Raw genomic sequence first — 19,055 nt, forward strand, 5'->3', positions numbered from 1 at the left:
CGGTCGAACTTGCGGTCAAAGATGTGACGGACCTGTGACCTGTGTGACTCCTGTGTCTGTTGAGGTATGTGTCGTACCCTGTGCGTTGTGTCAATTTCGCGTCGTGACGTGCTCAAATTCGCGGCTGCGACGCCGGCTCTGATCGGTGCGGGTGTCACGGCGTCATCACTGTGCGCCGCACCGGCGTCGGCAGCGCTGGGCACGTTGTTGGACTATGCCGCGGGCGTGATCCCGGCCAGCCAGATCCGCGCCGCCGGTGCCGTGGGTTCGATTCGGTACGTCTCCGACAGGCGACCCGGCGGCAACTGGATGCTGGGTAAGCCAATCCAGCTAGCAGAGGCGCGTGACCTGCACAGCAATGGCTTGAAGATCGTCTCGTGCTACCAGTACGGCAAGGGCAACAACGCCGACTGGTTGGGCGGCGCCGCCGCCGGGCTGCAGCACGCCAAGCGAGGCCTCGAGCTGCACACCGCGGCCGGTGGTCCCGCCGCCGCCCCGATCTACGCGTCGATCGACGACGATCCGTCCTATGAGCAGTACAAAACCCAGATCGCACCGTATCTACGGTCCTGGGAATCGGTGATCGGACATCAGCGGACGGGCGTTTACGCCAATTCCAAGACGATCGACTGGGCCTTGCACGACGGACTGGGCTCTTACTTCTGGCAGCACAATTGGGGCTCGCCCAAGGGCTTCACCCATCCGGCGGCCAATCTGCACCAGGTCGAGATCGATAAGCGCAGCGTCGGAGGGGTCGGCGTGGACATCAACGAGATTCTCAAGCCGCAGTTCGGGCAGTGGGCCTAGCAACCACTCGGTCGCCGCAAAGTTTCCGGACCATTAACCGATAACCCCGGGGTTGCGCAAGTCGGTTCCAGCAAACACTCGTTCGCCGATCGCCGCGCGAGACGGGGCCTGACGGGCGAGCCCGGGCCGGACGCGCGCGGCGCCGTGTGCGAAACGCCATACGAATTCTTAACATAACGATTTGATAACAATGATGCCTTGAACTGGGCAGTTATAGCTACTCGACCGTAACCACCTGCATGCAGGACATTTGTTCTGGATACCCGTGGGGCCGGTTAATCCGGGTGTTACCCACAACACGGTTACCCGTGCGTAGAACTCACCAGTAACCGATCCGGCCCGAAAAATGAGCCGAAATCTTATGACACTCTTAGTGCAGCCGATGCAGTCCGCTGCGCCGCTCGGTCCGCAAGAGTGGCCCGCCGAGAACACACCGGTGAACCGTTTTTTGGCTGCGATTCAAAGCGGAATCGACCCCGAGCCAGTTGGGGCCCCGCCCGCCGGGCGTTCAGCCGGCCGAACGAACCGACACGTGAAGACGCATACAGGGAGATACAGGTGACGATCCACGAGCACGACCGGGTGTCCGCTGAACGCGACGAGAACGGCCCGCTGAGCACCCACGCCCTGGTTGACCGTCTCGCGGCCGGTGAGCCCTACGCAGTCGCGTTCGGCGGCCAAGGTAGCGCCTGGTTGGAAACCCTCGAGGAGCTGGTGTCCTCGGCCGGGATCGAGACCGAGATCGCGACGTTGGTCGGCGAGGCCGAGCTGCGACTCGAGCCGGTGGCCAAAGAACTGGTCGTGGTGCGCCCGATCGGCTTCGAGCCGTTGCAGTGGGTGCGCGCGTTGGCCGCCGAGGACCCGGTGCCCGCGGAGAAGCAATTGACGTCGGCCGCCGTGTCGATGCCGGGTGTACTGCTCACGCAGATCGCGGCGGGACGCGCGCTGGCCCGCCAAGGCATGGACTGGGCCGCGACGCCTCCGGTCGCCGTCGCCGGGCACTCCCAAGGGGTGCTCGCCGTCGAGGCTTTCAAGGCCTTGAAGGACGGGGTGGGCGCGCGCGACGTCGAGCTGCTGGTCCTGGCCCAGCTCATCGGTGCGGCGGGGACGCTAGTGGCGCGCCGTCGCGGCATCTCGGTGCTCGGTGACCGCCCGCCGATGGTCTCGATCACCAACGCCGACCCAGAACGCATCCTGCGGCTACTCGACGAATTCTCCCAAGACGTCCGGACCGTGCTGCCCCCGGTGCTGTCCATCCGCAACGGCCGGCGTTCCGTCGTCATCACCGGCACCCCGGAGCAACTGTCCCGTTTCGAGCTGTATTGCCAGCAGATCTCCGAGAGGGAAGAGGCCGAGCGCAAGAACAAGCTGCGCGGCGGCGACGTGTTCGCGCCGGTCTTCGACCCGGTACGCGTCGAGGTGGGCTTCCACACCCCCCGGCTGGCCGACGGCATCGACATCGTGGGCGGCTGGGCCGAGAAGGTCGGCGTGGACGTCGCGTTGGCGCGGCAACTGACCGAGGCCATCCTGGTGAGCCAGGTCGACTGGGTCGAGGAGATCACCCGGGTGCACGAGGCCGGCGCGCGCTGGATTCTTGACCTGGGCCCCGGCGACATCCTGACCCGGCTCACCGCACCGGTGATCCGCGGCCTCGGCGTCGGCATCGTGCCCGCCGCCACCCGCGGCGGGCAGCGCAACCTGTTCACCGTCGGCGCCACCCCCGAGGTGGCGCGGCCCTGGTCGAGCTACGCGCCGACGGTGGTCACCCTGCCCGACGGGCGCACCAAGCTGTCGACGAAGTTCACCCGGCTGACCGGCCGGTCGCCGATCCTGCTGGCCGGCATGACCCCGACCACCGTCGACGCCAAAATCGTTGCCGCCGCGGCCAACGCCGGGCACTGGGCCGAGCTGGCCGGCGGCGGTCAGGTGACCGAGGAGATCTTCGCCGCCCGCATCGACGAGCTGTCCCAGCTGCTCGAGCCGGGTCGCACCTACCAGTTCAACACCCTGTTCCTGGACCCCTACCTGTGGAAGCTTCAGGTCGGCGGCAAGCGGCTGGTGCAGAAGGCCCGCCAGTCCGGCGCCGCGATCGACGGCCTGGTGATCAGCGCCGGCATCCCGGACCTCGAGGAAGCCGTCGAGCTGATCAACGAGCTGAACGACGTCGGCATCAGCCACGTCGTGTTCAAGCCGGGCACCGTCGAGCAGATCCGCTCGGTCATCCGCATCGCGACCGAAGCACCCACCAAAGCCGTGATCGCGCACATCGAGGGTGGCCGTGCCGGCGGTCACCACTCCTGGGAAGACCTCGACGACCTCTTGCTGGCGACGTACTCGGAGCTGCGCTCGCGGCCCAACATCACCGTGTGCGTCGGCGGCGGTATCGGCACGCCCGAGCGGGCCGCCGAATATCTGTCCGGTCGGTGGTCGCAGCCGTACGGGTTCCCGTCGATGCCGATCGACGGCATCTTGGTTGGCACCGCGGCGATGGCCACGCTGGAGTCGACCACGTCGCCGTCGGTGAAGCGGATGCTGGTCGAGACCACCGGCACTGACCAGTGGATCGGTGCCGGAAAAGCCCAGGGCGGCATGGCTTCTAGCCGCAGCCAGCTGGGCGCCGACATTCACGAGATCGACAACTCGGCCTCACGCTGCGGCCGGCTGCTCGACGAGGTCGCCGGCGACGCCGACGCCGTCGCCGAACGTCGCGACGAGATCATCGCGGCGATGGCCGCCACCGCCAAGCCCTACTTCGGCGACGTCGGCGAAATGACGTACCTGCAGTGGCTGCAGCGCTACGTCGAGCTGACCATCGGCGAGGGCAATTCGACCGCGGACACCGCCGGGCCGGGCAGCCCGTGGCTGGCCGACACCTGGCGCGACCGCTTCCAGCAGATGCTGCAACGCGCCGAGGCGCGACTGCACCCGCAGGACCACGGCCCGATCCAAACCCGGTTCAACGACGAGGCCCTGCTGGAGAACCCGCAGCAGGCCATCGCGACGCTGCTGCAGGACTACCCCGACGCCGAAACCGTGCAGCTGCACCCGGCTGATGTGCCGTTCTTCGTCACCCTGTGCAAGACGCTGGGCAAGCCCGTCAACTTCGTGCCGGTTATCGACAAGGACGTGCGCCGCTGGTGGCGCAGCGACTCGCTGTGGCAGGCGCACGACGCCCGCTACGACGCCGACCAGGTCTGCATCATCCCGGGTATCGCCGCGGTTGCCGGCATTACCCGGATGGACGAGCCTGTGGGTGAACTGCTCGACCGTTTCGAGCAGGCCGCGATCGACGAGGTGCTGGGCGCCGGTGTGGAGCCGACGCCGGTGCGCTCGCGGCGGCGGGGCCGTCCGGATGTGACAGGACCGCCGGCCGTCGTGCTCGATGCCCCTGACGTGGTGTGGGCCGGACGCACCACCACCAACCCGGTACACCGCATCGCCGACCCGGCCGACTGGCTGGTGCACGAAGGTCAGCGCGCCACCCACTCGTCCACCGGCGCCCGTCTGCAGGTGCAGTCCGACAACGGCGCCGGATCCGAGCAGGTCGTGCTCAGCGTCCCGGTGTCGGGGGTGTGGATCGACATCCCATTCACGTTGCACGCCAACACGATTGACGGCGGGGCGCCCGTCGTCTCCACCGAAGACGCCACCGCCGCGATGCGCGCGGTCCTGGCCATCGCCGCCGGCGTCGACGGGCCGGATCTCCTCCCGCCGGTCACCGACGGTTCGGCCACCGTGACGGTGGACTGGGACCCCGAACGCGTCGCCGACCACACGGGAGTCACCGCCACCTTCGGTGAGCGGCTGGCCCCCGGTCTGACCACGGTGCCCGACGCGTTGGTCGGTCTTTGCTGGCCCGCGGTGTTCGCGACGATCGGCTCCGCGGTCACCGACGCCGGTGTCCCGGTTGTCGAGGGCCTGCTGAGCCTGGTGCATCTCGACCACGGCGCACACGTGGTCGGCAAGCTTCCGGCCGAGCCCGCCCAATTGACCGTTACCGCAACGGCTTCGCCGGCCAGCGACACCGACATGGGACGGGTGGTCCCGGTCTCGGTGACGGTCGTCGGTCCCGACGGTGCCGCGATCGCCACCCTCGAAGAGCGGTTCGCCATCCTCGGGCGTACCGGTGCCGGGGAACTCTCCGACCCGCCCCGGGCCGGCGGCGCGGTGTCGAAGAACGCGACCGACACCCCGCGGCGGCGCCGCCGCGACGTGAAGCTCACCGCGCCGGTCGACATGCGGCCCTTCGCGGTGGTGTCCGGTGACCACAACCCGATCCACACCGACCGCGCGGCCGCGCTGCTCGCCGGACTGGAATCGCCCATCGTGCACGGCATGTGGCTCTCCGCCGCCGCGCAGCACACCGTGACCGCCACCGACGGCCAGGCCCGTCCGCCGGCCCGGCTGATCGGCTGGACCGCGCGCTTCCTGGGCATGGTGCGTCCGGGTGACGAGGTCGACTTCCGCGTCGACCGGGTCGGAATCGACCAGGGCGCAGAGGTTTTGGAGGTCGCGGCACGCGTCGGATCCGATCTGGTGATGTCGGCGACCGCGCGCCTGGCCGCACCCAAGACCGTCTACGCGTTCCCCGGCCAGGGCATCCAGCACAAGGGCATGGGCATGGAGGTACGCGCCCGGTCCAAGGCCGCCCGCAAGATCTGGGACGACGCGGACAAGTTCACCCGCGAAACCCTGGGCTTCTCGGTGCTGCACGTGGTGCGCGACAACCCGACCACGCTCATCGCCAGCGGTGTGCATTACCACCACCCCGACGGTGTGCTGTACCTGACGCAGTTCACTCAGGTCGCGATGGCCACCGTCGCGGCCGCCCAGGTCGCCGAGATGCGCGAGCAGGGCGCGTTCGTCGAAGGCGCCATCGCCTGCGGCCACTCGGTCGGTGAATACACCGCCCTGGCCTGCGTGCTCGGCGTCTACGAGCTGGAAGCGTTGCTGGAGACGGTGTTCCACCGCGGGTCGAACATGCACGACATCGTGCCGCGCGACGAGATGGGCCGCTCCAACTACCGGCTGGCGGCGATCAGGCCGTCGCAGATCGACCTGCCCGACGACGAGGTCAAGAACTTCGTCGCCGAAATCGCCGAGCGCACCGGGGAATTCCTGGAAATCGTGAACTTCAACCTGCGCGGTTCGCAATATGCGATCGCCGGCACGGTGCGCGGTCTCGAGGCGCTCGAGGAAGAGGTGGAGCGGCGCCGCGAAATCACCGGCGGCAAGCGCTCATTCATCCTGGTGCCCGGCATCGACGTCCCGTTCCACTCGCGGGTGCTGCGGGTCGGTGTGGCCGACTTCCGCCGCTCGCTGGAACGAGTCATGCCGCGTGATCAGGACCCGGAACTGATCATCGGGCGCTACATCCCCAACCTGGTGCCGCGGCCGTTCACGCTGGATCGCGACTTCATCCAGGAGATCCGTGATCTGGTCCCGGCCGAGCCGCTCGACCCGATCCTGGCCGACTACGACACGTGGCTGCGCGAGCGGCCGCGGGAGATGGCCCGGACCATCTTCATCGAGCTGCTGGCCTGGCAGTTCGCCAGCCCGGTGCGCTGGATCGAAACCCAGGACCTGCTGTTCATCGAGGAGGCCGCCGGTGGCCTGGGCGTGGAAAGGTTCGTCGAAATCGGTGTGAAGTCCGCGCCGACCGTCGCCGGACTGGCCACCAACACGCTCAAGTTGCCCGAATATGCCCACAGCACAGTCGAAGTGCTCAACGCCGAGCGGGACGCGGCGGTGCTGTTCGCCACCGACACCGACCCGGAACCGGAGGCCGACGAGTCCGCGGAGCCGGCCGAAGCTGCGGCGCCCGACGCCGCGTCGGCGCCGCAGGCCGCCGCACCGGCAGCCGCTCCCGTCGCAGCTTCGTCGGGCGCTCCGAGGCCCGATGACCTCGGATTCGACGCGGCCGACGCCACGTTGGCGCTGATCGCCCTGTCGGCCAAAATGCGCATCGACCAGATCGAGTCGCTGGACTCCATCGAGTCCATCACCGACGGTGCGTCGTCGCGGCGCAACCAGCTGCTGGTCGACCTGGGTTCGGAGTTGAACCTCGGCGCGATCGACGGCGCCGCAGAAGCCGACCTGGCCGGGCTGCGGGCGCAGGTGACCAAGCTCGCCCGCACCTACAAGCCTTACGGGCCAGTGCTTTCCGACGCCATCAACGACCAGCTACGGACGGTTCTCGGGCCGTCCGGCAAGCGCCCGGCCGCGATCGCCGATCGGGTCACCAAGACCTGGGAGCTGGGCGAGGGCTGGGCCAAGCACGTGACCGTCGAGGTCGCGCTGGGTACCCGCGAGGGCACCAGCGTCCGCGGCGGCGCCTTGGGACACCTGCACGAGGGCGCACTGGCCGACGCCGCCGCGGTCGACAAGGTGATCGACGCGGCCGTCGCCTCGGTGGCCGCACGCCACGGTGTCTCGGTCGCGCTGCCCTCGGCGGGCGGTGGCGGTGGCGCCACCATCGACGCGGCCGCGCTGAGCGAGTTCACCGACCAGATCACCGGGCGCGACGGCGTGCTGGCTTCGGCGGCCCGCCTGGTGCTGGGACAGCTGGGTCTGGACGACCCGGTCAACGTCTCTGCAGCTTCGACCGACGCCGAGCTCATCGACCTGGTCACCTCCGAATTGGGTTCGGACTGGCCGCGATTGGTGGCGCCGGCGTTCGAGGCCAAAAAGGCGGTCGTGTTCGACGACCGCTGGGCCAGCGCCCGCGAGGATCTGGTCAAGCTGTGGCTGTCCGACGAGGGTGATATCGACGCCGACTGGAAGCGCCTGTCCGAGCGCTTCGAGGGCGCCGGCCACATCGTTGCCACCCAGGCCACCTGGTGGCAGGGCAAGGCGCTGGCGGGCGGTCGTCAAATCCACGCGTCGCTGTACGGCCGGATCGCCGCCGGTGCGGAAAACCCCGACCCGGGTCCGTACAGCAGCGAAATCGCCGTCGTCACCGGAGCATCGAAGGGTTCGATTGCCGCCTCGGTCGTGGCGCGGCTGCTCGACGGCGGTGCCACCGTCATCGCGACCACGTCCAAACTCGACGACGACCGGCTGGCCTTCTACCGCAAGCTGTATCGCGACCACGCCCGGTTCGATGCGGCGCTGTGGGTGGTGCCGGCCAACATGGCGTCCTACTCCGACATCGACGCTCTGGTCGAGTGGGTCGGTACCGAGCAGAGCGAAAGCCTGGGGCCGCAGTCCATTCACATCAAGGACGCGCAAACCCCGACGCTGCTGTTCCCGTTCGCTGCCCCGCGCGTGGCGGGCGACCTGTCGGAGGCGGGTTCGCGTTCCGAGATGGAGATGAAGGTCCTGCTGTGGGCCGTGCAGCGGCTCATCGGCGGCCTGTCGAAGATCGGCGCCGAGCGGGACATCGCCTCGCGACTGCACGTGGTGCTGCCCGGCTCGCCCAACCGCGGAATGTTCGGCGGTGACGGCGCCTACGGTGAGGCGAAGTCCGCCTTGGACGCCCTGGTGAGTCGCTGGCACGCGGAATCGTCGTGGGCGACGCGAGTCAGCTTGGCGCACGCGCTGATTGGCTGGACGCGTGGTACCGGGCTGATGGGCCACAACGACGCCATCGTCGACGCTGTCGAAGAAGCCGGTGTCACCACCTACTCCACCGACCAGATGGCTGCGATGCTGCTGGGTCTGTGCGACGTGGAGTCGAAGGTGGCGGCGGCCAGTCGGCCGATCAAGGCCGACTTCACGGGCGGCCTCGCCGACGTCGAACTCGACATGGCCGAACTGGCGGCCAAGGCACGCGAGCAGGCCACCGCCGCGAGCGCACAGGCCGACGACGAGAGCGGCCGGGGTGACCCGGGAACCGTTGCCGCGCTGCCGTCCCCGCCGCGCGGCTACACCCCTGCGCCGCCACCGCAGTGGGCCGACCTCGACGTCGATCCCGCCGATCTGGTCGTCATCGTAGGTGGCGCGGAGCTGGGCCCATACGGGTCGTCGCGCACCCGCTTCGAGATGGAGGTCGACAACGAGCTGTCGGCCGCCGGCGTACTCGAGCTGGCCTGGACCACGGGGTTGATCCGCTGGGAGGATGACCCCCAACCGGGTTGGTACGACGCGCAATCCGGCGAGCTGATCGACGAGGCCGACCTGGTCGAGCGTTACCACGACGCGGTCGTCGAGCGCTGCGGCATCCGGGAGTTCGTCGACGACGGGTCGATTGATCCCGACCACGCGTCGCCGCTGCTGGTGTCGGTGTTCCTCGACAAGGACTTCGCGTTCGTCGTCTCCTCGGAGTCCGACGCCCGTGCGTTCGCCGAGTTCGATCCTGAGCACACGGTGATCCGCCCGGTGCCCGACTCCAGCGACTGGCAGGTTATCCGCAAGGCGGGCACCGAGATTCGGGTGCCACGCAAGAACAAGCTGTCGCGTGTTGTCGGTGGGCAGATCCCGACCGGGTTCGACCCCACGGTGTGGGGCATCAGCGCCGACATGGCCAGCTCCATCGACCGGCTTGCGGTCTGGAACATCGTCGCGACCGTCGACGCGTTCCTGTCCGCCGGCTTCAGCCCCGCCGAAGTGATGCGCTACGTGCACCCGAGCCTGGTGGCCAACACCATGGGCACCGGCATGGGGGGCGGCACCTCGATGCAGACGATGTACCACGGAAACCTGTTGGGCCGGAACAAGCCGAACGACATCTTCCAGGAAGTTCTGCCGAATATCGTTGCCGCGCACGTGGTTCAGTCCTACATCGGCAGCTACGGGTCGATGATCCACCCGGTCGCCGCCTGCGCCACCGCAGCGGTGTCGGTGGAGGAGGGCATCGACAAGATCCGGTTGGGCAAGGCCGAGATGGTCGTGGCCGGTGGTATCGACGACCTGACGCTGGAAGGCATCATCGGATTCGGTGACATGGCGGCCACCGCCGACACCGGCATGATGCGGGCCCGGGGCATTCACGACTCGAAGTTCTCCCGGCCCAACGACCGGCGGCGCCTCGGGTTCGTCGAGGCCCAGGGTGGCGGCACCATCCTGCTGGCCCGCGGTGACCTGGCGCTGAAGATGGGCCTGCCGGTGCTCGCGGTCGTCGCGTTCGCGCAGTCCTACGGTGACGGTGTGCACACCTCGATCCCGGCCCCTGGTCTGGGCGCCCTGGCGTCCGGCCGGGGTGGCAAGGACTCGCCGCTGGCCCGCGCGCTGGCCAAGCTCGGGGTGAGCGCCGACGACGTCGCGGTGGTCTCCAAGCACGACACGTCGACGCTGGCCAACGATCCCAACGAGACCGAGCTGCACGAGCGGCTGGCCGACTCGCTGGGGCGCTCCGAAGGTGCGCCGCTGTTCATCGTGTCCCAGAAGAGTCTCACCGGGCACGCCAAGGGTGGTGCGGCGGTCTTCCAGATGATGGGGCTGTGCCAGATGTTGCGCGACGGCGTCATCCCGCCCAACCGCAGCCTGGACTGTGTCGACGACGAACTGTCCGGGTCGGCTCACTTCGTCTGGGTGCGCGACACCCTGCGGCTGGGCGAGAAGTTCCCGCTCAAGGCCGGCTTGGTGACCAGCCTCGGGTTCGGCCACGTGTCCGGGCTCGTCGCGCTGGTGCACCCGCAGGCGTTCCTCGCTGCACTGGATCCGAGCCAGCGCGAGGACTACCAGCGGCGGGCCAACGCCCGGTTGCTGGCCGGTCAGCGCCGGCTGGTGTCGGCCATCGCGGGCGGTGAGCCGATGTACAAGCGCCCGGCGGACCGTCGCTTCGACCACAGCGCTCCGGAGAAGCGCCAGGAAGCGACGATGCTGCTGAATCCGGTCGCCCGCCTGGGCGATGACGACGCCTACGAGGTGCCTGCCGGGTGACCCGGCCGTGTTGCCCGGCTTCTCATCGGTCCGCCGCACGGACCGCATCGTCGCCGGGCGAAGTGATCGGTTAGCCTGGCCAGCCATGGGCATCGTCGGTGTGGGGATAGACCTCGTATCCATCCCTGATTTCGCCGAGCAGGTCGACCAGCCGGGGACCGTCTTCGCCGAGACGTTTACCCCCGGCGAGCGTCGGGACGCCTCGGACAAGAGTTCGTCGGCAGCGCGCCACTTGGCGGCGCGCTGGGCGGCCAAGGAAGCCGTGATCAAGGCGTGGTCGGGCTCGCGGTTCGCCCAGCGCCCCGTGCTCCCGGAGGACATCCACCGCGACATCGAGGTCGTCACCGACATGTGGGGGCGACCACGGGTGCGGCTGACCGGGGATATCGCCAAACATCTCGCCGAGGTGACCATTCACGTCTCGCTGACGCACGAGGGCGATACCGCCGCCGCGGTGGCCATCCTCGAAACGCCGTGAGCGCCTAACCTCGTCGGTATGAGCGATCTAGTCGAGCGGGTCCGCGAGCTGTTGCCGTCGGTGCGCCGTGACCTCGAGGACCTGGTGCGGATCGAGTCGGTGTGGGCCGACCCCGCCCGCCGCGGCGAAGTGCAAAAATGCGCGCAGGCGGTGGCGGATCTTTTGTCGCAGGCCGGGTTTGGCGATGTGCGGATCGTCAGCGAGGGCGGCGCCCCGGCCGTCATCGCCCACCACCCGGCGCCCGCCGGGGCGCCCACGGTGCTGCTGTACGCCCACCACGACGTGCAACCCGAGGGCGACCGGAGTCAGTGGGCATCGCCGCCGTTCGAACCGACCGAGCGTGCTGGGCGGCTGTACGGGCGCGGCAGCGCCGACGACAAGGCCGGAATCGCAACGCATTTGGCGGCGTTTCGGGCCCACGACGGCAATCCGCCGGTCGGTGTGACGGTGTTCGTCGAGGGCGAAGAGGAATCCGGGTCGCCGTCGCTGGGTCGGCTGCTGGCCGCCCATCGCGACGCGTTGGCCGCCGACGTGATCGTGATCGCCGACTCGGACAACTGGAGCACCGAAATTCCGGCGCTCACCGTGACGTTGCGCGGTCTGGTCGACTGTGTGGTGGAAGTCGCCACGCTCGACCACGGGCTGCACTCCGGCCTGTGGGGTGGCGTGGTCCCGGACGCGCTGAGCGTGCTGGTGCGGCTGCTGGCCAGCCTGCACGACGACGAAGGGAACGTGGCCGTCGCGGGGCTACACGAAAGCACGGCTGCAGCAGTGGATTACCCACCCGATCGGGTGCGCGCGGACGCGGGCCTGCTGGACGGCGTGTCCGAAATCGGTTCCGGTTCGGTGCCGCAGCGGTTGTGGGCCAAGCCCGCGATCACCGTGATCGGCATCGACACCACACCCATCGACAAGGCTTCGAACACGCTGATCCCGCGGGCGCGGGCAAAGATCAGCATGCGCGTTGCGCCGGGCGGTGACGCCGCCGCGCACCTGGACGCGCTGACTGCTCACCTACAGGAGCGGGTGCCGTGGGGCGCCCAGCTCAGCGTCACCCGGGGTGACCTCGGCGAGCCGTACGCGATCAACGCCAGCGGAAGCGTTTACGACGCCGCCCGTCAGGCTTTTCGCCAGGCGTGGGGGACCGACCCGATCGACATGGGCATGGGCGGGTCGATCCCGTTCATCGCCGAGTTCGCCGCGGCTTTTCCCCAGGCGAAGATCCTCGTCACCGGTGTGGAGGATCCGGCGACGCAAGCCCACAGCATCAACGAGAGCCTGCATTTGGGCGTGCTGGAACGCGCCGCGATCGCCGAAGCCCTGCTGCTGGGCAACCTGGCCTAGACCGACAGGTCGCGGCGCAGCTTGGCGACGTGACCGGTGGCCTTCACGTTGTACTGCGCGACGGCGATCTTGCCCTTCTCGTCGACGACGAACGTGGAGCGGATGACGCCGGTGACCGTCTTGCCGTACATCTGCTTTTCGCCGTACGCGCCGTAGGCCGTCAGCACCTTGCGATCGGGATCGGACAGCAGCGGAAACGTCAGCCCCTCGGCGTCCCGGAATTTGGCCAGCTTCTGCGGCTTGTCGGGCGAGATTCCGACGACGTCAAGACCGGCCTCGTTGAGCTCGGCCAGGCTGTCGCGGAAGTCGCACGCCTGTTTGGTGCAGCCCGGGGTCGAGGCCGCGGGATAGAAGTACACCACGACGCGCCGCCCCTGGTAATCAGCCAGCGACACCGTCTTGCCGTCGGCGTCGGGAAGGCTGAATGCGGGTGCTTTGTCTCCCGGCGCCAGGCGTGTGGTCTCGGTCAAGGTGCTTCCCCTTTCGGTTCGCCGGAGCGTCGGCACTAGGGTAGTTCGTCAGGCGCACCGGGCGACTTGGAGGACAGACACGTGGTGGACCGCGATCCCGACACCATCAAGCAGGAGATCGATGCCGCCCGCGACCAGCTCGCGGCCACCGTCGACTCCCTCGCCGAGCGCGCCAACCCGCGTCGCCTGGCCGATGACATCAAGGTCCGGGTGATCGGATTCGTCACGAAACCCGCGGTCGCGGCGTCGCTGGCCGGTGTCGGTGCCCTCGTCGTCGTGGTGGTGGTGCGCCGGGTCAGGAACCGCTGACCCCCCGCGCCGTGGGCTAGACAGACAGTTCTGTCTAGCGGTCGGCGCCTCTGTTAGCGTCCTGGAGATGGACATCCTCGACCGGGATACCGCTGCTGCGGACGTCGAGCCGCGACGGTCGTCCCCGGCCGATCGGATGCTCACCGCGGCCACGAAGCTTTTCGCGGCTCACGGCATTCGGGCGGTCGGCATCGACCGGATCCTGCGCGAGTCCGGATGCGCGAAGGCCAGCCTCTATGATCTGTACGGCTCCAAAGCGGGCCTGATCAATGCCTACCTGGCGGCCCTGGACCGGGCCGACCGCACGCGGTGGGAAGAAGCCGCTGCGACGCGGACCGACCCGACCGAAAAGGCGCTGGTCTTCTTCGATCTGGCCATCGCCAACGGCCCGCGCTGCGACTTTCCCGGTTGTCTCTACGCCAATGTCGCCACGGAATTTCCCGCCGTCCGCTTCGCGCCGATCGACGCGCACCGCGAGTGGGTGCGCTCACGCCTGACGGAGCTGATGCGGTCCGCCGGTGCCGCGCGCCCCGCCGCGACCGCCCGGCAGCTGCAATTGATCTACGACGGCGCCTTGGCGGGCTCCAAGCTCGAACAATCCGTGGCGCCGATCGAGGTCGGCCGGCGCCTCGCCGCCGACTTCATCAACCGAGCCCAGCAGCGCTAACCCGTCGCGCGGGTTCGGCCGGTTCCGATCAGCGGGATCCGATTTCGCGCGACAAGCAACGCGAGGGTGCGTCGCGCACGCCCGCGATGGCAGCCGGATTCCATGCCGCCGCCCGGTGCGCCGGAAGCGCCCCGACATCCGACTTAACCTGTTGTACTGCAACATATCTCGTACCCAACGCGGAGTCTGCGCAGTACCGGCAAGCCAGCGTGGTCGACGGCCACCGCGGCGCCCGCCTGCGCCCACCGACCGCAGGGTGACGGATACCCGCGCCATCGCGATAGACAGAGCGGTCTGTCTATGGCAGCGTCACGCTCGTGCCGCGCCCGGTGATACGCGTAGCGGGTACCAGATCGTAGCGAAAGGACAACCGTAGTGGCAGCTGGCACAGTACGAATAGTCAATGGCCACAAGCACTTCGGTGGGTCCAGTCCCGCGTTGGCGGGTATCGACCTCACCATCGACGACGGCAACTTCCTGGCGGTCCTCGGCCGAAGTGGGAGCGGCAAGTCCACCTTGCTCCGGGTGATCGCGGGCCTGGAACGCCTGACGTCGGGGACCGTCGAATGGTCCGGCGGTGACGGCGTGGCGCGGCCGCATACCGGGGTGGTGTTCCAACAGCCGCTGCTGATGCCGTGGTTGACGGCCGGCGAAAATGTGGTGTTCGCCGGGCGATTTGCCGCGAATCGCAAATTCTTCGAACCCGAGTATGCCCGCGAGCTGCTGCGCCGTTTCGACCTGGAGCGCGTCGCCGACCAGTACCCCGACGAGCTTTCGGGCGGCCAGGCCCAGCGGGTTTCGATCATCCGGGCGGTTGCCACCCGGCCGCGCTTGCTGCTGCTGGACGAGCCGTTCAGCGCCCTCGACCCCGCCATCCGCGGCGATTTACGGACGTGGCTGGCCGACCTTGCCGCCGAACTCGGGATCACCGTAGTGCTGGTCACCCACGACGTCGACGAGGCCTTGCTGCTGGCCAGCCGCATCGTCCTACTCGGCGCCGACGGCCGGATCCGCCGGGAATGGCGACCCCGCGCCCCCGACGCCAACGGCGACACCAAGAAAGGGCAGCTTCGCCAGGAGATCCTGGACCACTACCGGGTGGCCGAACAATGAGCGGCCGGCTGCTCTCTCGCCGCTCGGCGCTGACGGGCGCCGTCGCGGCGGCCGCCGCCGGGGGGCTGGCCGGCCTGGCGGACCTCGCTCGCGCCGCGACGGTCGACCGGACCAACACCAGCGGACAGCTGCGGATCGGTTACCTGCCGATCACCGACGCCGCGCCCCTGCTGATCGCGCACGCGGCCGGGCTCTACCAGCCGGGCGTCGTGAGCTCGGCGAAGCCGGTGCTGTTCCGCAGTTGGGCGTCGTTGGCCGAGGCGTTCGTCACCCGCCAGGTCGACGCCGTGCACATGCTGATGCCGACGGCGTTGCAGCTGCGTTTCCTGCTCGGCAGCGCGGTCCGGGTCCTGAGCTGGAATCACACCAACGGCAGCGCATTAACCGTCGCGCCGGACGTCACCGACCTCGGCCAGTTGGCCGGAACTCAGGTCGCGATCCCGTTTTGGTGGTCGATCCACAACATCATCCTGCAAGAGCTGCTGCGGGCCCACGACTTGGTGCCGGTGGTGCGCCGCGGCGCCGCACGTAGCGCCCGGACGGTGGAGCTGATTGTGATGAGCCCGTCGGACATGGTGCCGGCGCTGGCCAATCGATCGATCAGTGGCTACGTGGTGGCCGACCCGTTCAACGCGATGGCCCAGGTGCGCAAAATCGGGCGCATTCACACCTTTCTCGGCGACGTGTGGCGCGACCACGCCTGCTGCGTCGTGCTTGCCCACGAAGACCTCATCGAGCACCGGCCCCAAGCGGCGGCGTCCCTGGTCAACTCGATTGTGCTTGCGCAGCAACGCATCAACACCGACCGGCCCGCGGCGGCCACGACGTTGTCGACCGGGTCTTATCTGCCGCAGCCGTTACCTGCTATCAAGACGGCGCTGACCTATCGCCCCCAGGACTACCGCTTCGCCCATCCGGATTGGCAGCCGCAACGGCTGGGCTTCCAGCCGTTCCCGTTTCCGAGCTTTACCCGCCGGCTGGTCGAGGCCATGCACGACACCGTCGTCGACGGCGACCGGCAGTTCCTGAATCGGCTCGACCCCGCGACCGCACATGCGCAGCTGGTCGACGACAGCTTTGTGCGAACCGCGCTGGCCGCCCACGGCGGGGCCGAAAGCTTCGGCCTCCCAACAAATCTCAGCCGAGTCGAACAGGTGCAGCCGCTATGACCACCGAAGAGATCCGCTCCGTCGCTGCGCCGGGGGAGATACCGGCGGCCGCCGAGCGCAGGCCCCAGTTCTTGCGACGCTGGTCGCCGCCCGTGCTGGCAGTCGCCGCGGCGGTGGGGGTTTGGTGGCTGGCCACGGCCGTGCTGGCCGCGCCGCAGTCGCTGTTGCGCCAGACGGCGCCGGTCCAGGTGGCCAAGGCCCTGGCCGCGTTATACCACCGCGGGGTGTTGGTGTCCGACGCCGAGGTCAGCCTGTGGCGCCTGCTGGTCGGTCTGCTGGTGGCCGCCGTCATCGGGGTCCCCGCCGGATTGTTGATCGGGCTCAACGACGTCGCCGACCGCGCCGCCCGTCCCGTGGTGCAGTTTCTGCGGATGATCTCGCCGCTGTCGTGGGCGCCGATCTCGGTGGCGCTATTCGGGATTGGCAACCAGCCCGTCATTTTCCTGATCGCCGCGGCGGCGGTGTGGCCGATCCTGATCAACACCGCGGCCGGCGTCCACGCCGTCGACCCGGGCTACCTCCAGGTCGCCAAGTCGTTCGGCGCCACCCGCACCGAGTTGCTCACGGTCGTGGTGCTGCCCGCCATCCGCGGACACCTGCAGACCGGCCTGCGGGTCGCACTCGGAATCGCGTGGGTGGTCTTGGTGCCCGCCGAAATGCTCGGTGTGCGTTCGGGTTTGGGCTACCAGATCCTCAACGCGCGCGACCAGCTGGCCTACGACCAGGTCGTCGCCGTAATCGTGGTGATCGGCCTGATCGGGTACCTGTTGGACCTTGGCGCCCGGCGCCTACTGTCCTCGGCGCGCTAGGCCGTGTCGGCGGCGGTACTGCGCTGCACATGCACGGGCAGGTCGTCGGCCCAGGGCTGGGTAGTGACCATGTCCTCGACGTCGACGTGGCCGCGCTCGAATTCGCCGGTCGCGGCATCGACCAGCCGGTACTGCTGGCGCTGGATGTGGATGGGCTGTGCGTCGAGGATCACCACCCGCACGTCGCCGGGCTGGAACCCGCAGCGCTGCTGCAGCGCCTCGATCAGGGATTCGTTGTGCAGGTGCCCGTCGCCGAAGTTCCAGCCGAGCACCGTCGCGCACAGCGTCTCGCCTTCGCACAGGTTGTAGTCATCCTCGTCGAAGCCGGCCAGCGCGCGATGCACCAGCGTGAGTAGCGCGCGCCCGTGGGTGTTCATCCCGCGGAAGGCGAGGGCGAGGTGCAAGGGGACGACGGTGTCCTCTTTGGATTTGTAGAGCCGTTCGAGCTGTAGGTGTTGCAGCGGGCCCAGCGCGCGCGAGCCGGTGCGGAACTTGTCGTCGACGGACGGCTTGACGCACCACACCGTGGTGTCCCAGTTGCCCGCGTAGTAGCGCATGCCGGGCAGAAACGACACCTTGCGCGGGTACAGGTTTCCGACGACGACCGTGCCCGCGCAGACGGCGAACAGAACGGCGACCGGCAGCGGGTTGGTCAGATCGGCGAGCCCCGTGCTGGCGTGGCCGACGAACAGCCACAGCACCCCGAAGATCATGAAGACGTTCCACTCCAGCGGCACTCCCATCGGGAAGGCCAACAGAATGTTCAGGTGGAACACGATCATCACGAAAGCGGCAATCGCCGTGGGCCAGCCGCCGTGTGAGAAGAACAATGCCAGCGGCACCAATCCTTCCACGGCGGTGGAGAAGTGGGCGATGAAGCCGGCCAATCCGCTGGGCCGCAGGTCGTCCGGGTAGCGCTTGAACATCGCTCGCTTGAGCGGCCCCGACGGTATGAACGGGTTGTTGGCCAGCATCGTGGAAATCACGAAAGGGAAGTGCCGGTTGAGCTTCGAGGTCGCCGCGCCCAGCCAGATCACCATGAAGATCACCTTGGCCCCGACGATGATATTCGTCCCGCCGAACAGGAACACCAGCGCCAGCGGCGCATACACCTCACCGCGGGCGGCCAGGAAGATCACCTTGTCGCGCAGGCCCAACACGGCCAGCACGGCGAGGATGGCCACCGGCTGCCACCACGGCAGCACGCCGATGACCGTGTGTAGGACGGGAATTGGGCCCGTGCCGTTCGACACCAGCGCGGTGGCCAGCAACACCAGCAGCGCGGCGTACAGCACCACGTCGAACGGCGTTCGGTCGATGCCTTTGGTCAGCGGTACCCGATCGGGCCACGGCGGCAGCCGGATGGTGCCGGGGCGCAGCCAATACAGGATCGACCCCATCGGCGGGAAGTAGCGTCCGGCCAGCGGCCCGAAGCAGCAGCCCAGCCCGACGACCTCGAACAGCATGGTGTAGAGCACGGCCTTTTCGAACACGATGGGCTCGAGCCACCAGGAGGCGACGTCGGTGAAGCCGCCTTTAACGTCGACGCCCGCGGTGGTCCACGCGAATGTCCAGGCGCCCAGGATGTAGAGCGCGATCTTGATGCCGTACATCACATGCATGATCAGCGGCGTGCCGAAGCCGTACTGAGCGATGTGGCGCACCATCGGCACGATGCGCTCGGCGCGGGGCAGCTTGCTCCACTCGGCCATGTCGACGACGGGCAGGTTGGGCTGGATGAACCCCATTGCGGCTCCTTCGGCGCAGCTACCTCACAACGGGTGCCAATGGTTAGCTAGGCACCGAGAAAAAACTACTCCCGGCAACCGCGGGTTGGGACAAAATTTGCGACGCCGGCCGGCCCGGCGGGCGAAGTTTGGGCAGCACAGGCGCGAGTACCCGCGCCACTTGTGCTCTCGCCGGACTGAGTCCGGTTTCCGCTCACCGCCACATGTTGACTGAAGCGGGACCTCTCTCAGTACAAGGGGAGGAACTGGAGTCGCATATCGGTCATGAACGCCAATTCGACGCTCGGCGACGCTCACGAGCCCGCCGGTAACCCGGGAG

11 protein-coding genes are annotated in these 19,055 nt (G+C 68.4%); 9 read left to right on the forward strand and 2 right to left on the reverse strand.

Features of this window, described 5'->3' with window-relative positions; genetic code table 11:
- The first annotated feature begins 87 nt into the window (after window positions 1-87).
- From G6N33_RS20365 to G6N33_RS20380, 4 genes are all read left to right on the forward strand, one after another.
- Window positions 88-807 (forward strand): DUF1906 domain-containing protein, encoded by a 720-nt coding sequence (locus G6N33_RS20365; RefSeq protein ID WP_101528558.1) that lies wholly within the window; start codon window positions 88-90, stop codon window positions 805-807.
- Between the two features lie 558 nt (window positions 808-1,365).
- Window positions 1,366-10,629 (forward strand): type I polyketide synthase, encoded by a 9,264-nt coding sequence (locus G6N33_RS20370; protein WP_101528559.1) that lies wholly within the window; start codon window positions 1,366-1,368, stop codon window positions 10,627-10,629.
- A gap of 85 nt (window positions 10,630-10,714) precedes the next feature.
- Entirely contained in the window at window positions 10,715-11,107 is a 393-nt protein-coding gene (gene acpS, locus G6N33_RS20375; RefSeq protein WP_044507171.1) for a holo-ACP synthase AcpS, read from the forward strand.
- Window positions 11,108-11,125: 18 nt separating this feature from the next.
- Window positions 11,126-12,451, forward strand: coding sequence for a dipeptidase (locus G6N33_RS20380; protein WP_101528560.1), 1,326 nt, complete (start codon window positions 11,126-11,128; stop codon window positions 12,449-12,451).
- Here G6N33_RS20380 and bcp read toward each other — a convergent pair.
- Complete coding sequence (bcp, locus tag G6N33_RS20385; RefSeq protein ID WP_044512129.1) at window positions 12,448-12,921, reverse strand: thioredoxin-dependent thiol peroxidase; 474 nt, start codon at window positions 12,919-12,921, stop codon at window positions 12,448-12,450. The genes G6N33_RS20380 and bcp overlap by 4 nt on opposite strands.
- A gap of 81 nt (window positions 12,922-13,002) precedes the next feature.
- Between bcp and G6N33_RS20390 the strand changes: the two genes are divergently transcribed.
- The 5 genes from G6N33_RS20390 to G6N33_RS20410 all read left to right on the forward strand — a co-directional run bounded on the left by G6N33_RS20390 (window position 13,003) and on the right by G6N33_RS20410 (window position 16,988).
- Window positions 13,003-13,230 (forward strand): DUF3618 domain-containing protein, encoded by a 228-nt coding sequence (locus tag G6N33_RS20390; protein WP_044507168.1) that lies wholly within the window; start codon window positions 13,003-13,005, stop codon window positions 13,228-13,230.
- Window positions 13,231-13,297: 67 nt separating this feature from the next.
- Window positions 13,298-13,897: a TetR/AcrR family transcriptional regulator gene (locus tag G6N33_RS20395; protein WP_044507166.1), complete on the forward strand. Its 600-nt coding sequence runs from the start codon at window positions 13,298-13,300 to the stop codon at window positions 13,895-13,897.
- A 375-nt stretch (window positions 13,898-14,272) separates the two neighbouring features.
- Complete coding sequence (locus G6N33_RS20400; RefSeq protein ID WP_049918979.1) at window positions 14,273-15,010, forward strand: ABC transporter ATP-binding protein; 738 nt, start codon at window positions 14,273-14,275, stop codon at window positions 15,008-15,010.
- The gene (locus G6N33_RS20405) at window positions 15,007-16,179 is read left to right on the forward strand and encodes an ABC transporter substrate-binding protein (protein ID WP_101528561.1); all 1,173 of its coding nucleotides are present in this window, start codon (window positions 15,007-15,009) and stop codon (window positions 16,177-16,179) included. The genes G6N33_RS20400 and G6N33_RS20405 overlap by 4 nt, the downstream gene beginning before the upstream one ends.
- Window positions 16,176-16,988, forward strand: coding sequence for an ABC transporter permease (locus G6N33_RS20410; protein WP_044507163.1), 813 nt, complete (start codon window positions 16,176-16,178; stop codon window positions 16,986-16,988). The genes G6N33_RS20405 and G6N33_RS20410 overlap by 4 nt, the downstream gene beginning before the upstream one ends.
- Here G6N33_RS20410 and G6N33_RS20415 read toward each other — a convergent pair.
- Window positions 16,985-18,736 carry a DUF3556 domain-containing protein gene (locus G6N33_RS20415; RefSeq protein WP_044507162.1) on the reverse strand — a complete coding sequence of 584 codons (1,752 nt, stop codon included), beginning with the start codon at window positions 18,734-18,736 and terminating at the stop codon, window positions 16,985-16,987. The genes G6N33_RS20410 and G6N33_RS20415 overlap by 4 nt on opposite strands.
- Between the last annotated feature and the right edge of the window lie 319 nt (window positions 18,737-19,055).

It is taken from the genome of Mycobacterium simiae (assembly GCF_010727605.1).
GTDB classification, from domain to species: domain Bacteria; phylum Actinomycetota; class Actinomycetes; order Mycobacteriales; family Mycobacteriaceae; genus Mycobacterium; species Mycobacterium simiae.